This is a genomic window from Roseovarius marisflavi (assembly GCF_900142625.1).
In the GTDB taxonomy this organism is placed as follows: domain Bacteria; phylum Pseudomonadota; class Alphaproteobacteria; order Rhodobacterales; family Rhodobacteraceae; genus Roseovarius; species Roseovarius marisflavi.
The window spans coordinates 1-2754 of the sequence record NZ_FRBN01000068.1 but is presented as its reverse complement, the minus strand read 5'-3'; the positions used below and the strand labels follow the sequence as shown (position 1 = coordinate 2754).

The 2754-nt window shown below is 56.8% G+C and carries 2 protein-coding genes; one reads left to right on the top strand and one right to left on the bottom strand.

The genetic code is table 11. The features are described 5' to 3' along the window. Positions 1 to 366: 366 nt before the first annotated feature. On the bottom strand, positions 367 to 1428 hold the full coding sequence (locus BUB78_RS19905; protein WP_073201159.1) for an IS110 family RNA-guided transposase: 1062 nt from the start codon (positions 1426 to 1428) through the stop codon (positions 367 to 369). A gap of 147 nt (positions 1429 to 1575) precedes the next feature. On the opposite strand from BUB78_RS19905, the gene BUB78_RS19900 reads away from it, so the two are divergent. Then, positions 1576 to 2535, top strand: coding sequence for a homocysteine S-methyltransferase family protein (locus BUB78_RS19900; RefSeq protein WP_073201158.1), 960 nt, complete (start codon positions 1576 to 1578; stop codon positions 2533 to 2535). Positions 2536 to 2754 lie beyond the last annotated feature (219 nt).

Below are 2754 nucleotides of genomic sequence, written 5' to 3'. Positions count from 1 at the left end.
CCTCGCGGGCCGCCCAATCCTCGGGATTGCTCGAGTTCTGTTTTCGGACGTCGGCGCTGATCAGGCTGGCATCAACCGCGAAGCCCTGACCGCCATCTGAACAAAAGAGTCGGATGACGGCTCAGAGCCCAATGTATGTACCGGCTGCTGTTCGCAAGTAAGATTGTGCACGTTCTCGGAAGTCGCTGATATGTATCCGGCCTTTGGATCGGCGCGTGGGCCGTGGCCATTTTGGGGTTACGCTCGCACCGTGGTCTCATTAGCGGACAGGCCGTTGCGGCCATCTGGGCTCTCAGACTCTGGGGGCGTATGTTTTCCGTTCCATGCTTGTCTCGTTCGCGAACTCCTTTGGATCACGACGGGTTGTCAAACGCCGACCATGACCTCGTCTCTTTGGGCGTCGAATGGCGTCCCGTGTCTCAACACACTCCAGGCGATGCGCGCGAGCTTGTTGGCCAAAGCAATGGCCAGCTTGTTGCGGTGCATGCGTGTCGCAGCCCGCGCCAGCCAGTCGCCGAAGCTGAAGCCGGGCCAGTGATGGGGGCGCATCAGCACGACATTTGCGGCCTGAACAAACAACATGCGCAAGTATCGGCTTCCGCGCTTTGAGATGCGCCCCAGAACAGTCCGGCCGCCGGTGCTGTATTGGCGGGGGATAAGGCCGATCCAGGCGGCGAAGTCCCGTCCTCGGTCAAAAACCTCACCCCGGCCGACTGCCGCAACCATCGCCGTTGAGATCAAGGGACCAATACCCGGGATGGTCATCACATTGTCGCAGTTCTCCTCTGTCCGGCTGATGTCTTCGATCTCTTTGGCTATGGTCTCAATCCGTTCATCCAGCCACAGCCAGTCGCCGCAGAGACCGCTCAGAATGGCACGCATGCGCGGCGATATCTCATCCTGCCTTTCTTCCAGAATTGGCAGAAACGAGCTCTTCAAGGCATGCAGCCCTTTGCGCACAGTGATGCCTTGTTCGATCAAAAAGGCCCGGATCTGGTTGATCGTCGCGGTCCGTCGAGACACCAGCCTTGCGCGCACCCGATGCAGTGCCTGAAGATCCAACTGATCCTGGCTCTTCTCTGTCACAGTTCTCAGGTTTGGGCGAAGCGCGGCCTCAGCAATCGCTTCGGCGTCATTGTAGTCGTTCTTCTGACCCTTGATGAACGGTCTGACGTAAATCGCCGGGATAATCCGCGGCTCAAATCCCAAGCCGCGCAGTGTTCGGCTCACGAAGTGCGCGCTGAGACACGCCTCCATCCCGACCACGCATTGCGGCATCTTCTCGAATGTTGCTGTCAAAGCCAATCGCTTGACCTTCCGGCGCAGCACCAAGTTGCCACCGTCATCAAACCCCACCAAATGAAACACATCCTTGCCGATGTCGACGCCAATCACCGCCAGCTCGGACAGGTCTTCTACTTTCTTCATACTCATAGCCACTTCTCCTTCTTCTTTGGGGGAAGCAGCCGGTTCATCCCATTAGCGGACAGTCTTTGAGGTGGCCCTAAAACCCTCTCGGAAGACAAATTGCGACTTTCCTGCTATCCTGCCGGACAAATCACGGAGGTAAGTGCAATGACCGAACAGAGTGGACTGCCGCAACTGAACAAGCAGCATATGACTTGTGGAGGCGGATTCGAGACTTGGCTGCAATATGTCGATGGGTTCGAACTTCGCCACTTCTGCGCTTTCGAGCTTCTGAACGATGAGCGCGGCATCGCTTGCTTGCGAGACTATCAACGCAAGCTTGTCGAGGCGGCTGTTGCAAACAAGTTTGGTGTCATCAACGAGGGTCTTCACTACCGCGCCAGCCGGGACTGGGGCGAGTTGATCGGGTTTTCCTCCGAGGCTCTTGAGGAAATTAACATTCGCGGGATCGAGTTTTACAAGGATTTTGCGCGCGAATATGATAGCCCTGATACACCAATGCTCGTTGGCGGTGTCATCGGCCCCCGTGGTGACGCTTACAATGTCGGCCGGACGCCAAACGCGGCGGAAGCCGAAGATTACCATTCCGAACAGATACTGACCTTGAAAAAAGCTGGTGCCGATATTGTCAGCGCCTTGACGTTTTCGAGCACGGAAGAAGCGGTCGGCATCGCTCGGGCCGCGAAGGCGGCGGACATTCCCGTAGTGATCTCTTTCTTCGTTGCGAAAGGTGGGAGACTTAACGGCGGAGAGACACTGGAAGAGGCAATCACAAAGGTCGATGCGGCGACCGGGAACGCTCCCGCCTACTATATGATCAATTGCACTCATCCGACCGAGTTCGAGCCGGCACTCACCGATGATCCCTGGACAGAGCGACTGGGTGGCTTCATGCCGAATGCAGTCGCTATGGAAACGCTCGACCTTTGCAAGCTTGGTCATCTTGAGGACGGCGATCCCAAGGAACTCGGCGGTCAGATGGCCACTTTGGCCAGACGTTTCCCTCACATCCATGTTTGGGGCGGGTGTTGCGGCACCGACGGACGCCATATTGGCCAGATAACGCAACAGGTCCTGGACGTCCGAAAAAGGATTGCCGCAGAATAATTTTGTCAACTCAATCTGACGACGGCTTTGGTCCTGTGTGGATGGCTCCTTTTTTGCAAGTACCGTTTTTTGTGGATGGGGTCTTGTCAGAAGCAGTCTTGTGTTCGACCTGTTAGCGCGACGTACATGGCGGCTGGCCCAGATGGTTTCCACCAGCCAGGTCCCATTCCGCACATCGAACAGCAAGCGTTCAGGGCAAAGCACGGGGCGTCTTGGTTT

Coding starts and splice junctions, on each gene's coding strand:
- BUB78_RS19900 (WP_073201158.1), top strand. CDS start 1,576: ATGACCGAACAGAGTGGACTGCCGCAACTGAACAAGCAGCATATGACT.
- BUB78_RS19905 (WP_073201159.1), bottom strand. CDS start 1,428: ATGAAGAAAGTAGAAGACCTGTCCGAGCTGGCGGTGATTGGCGTCGAC.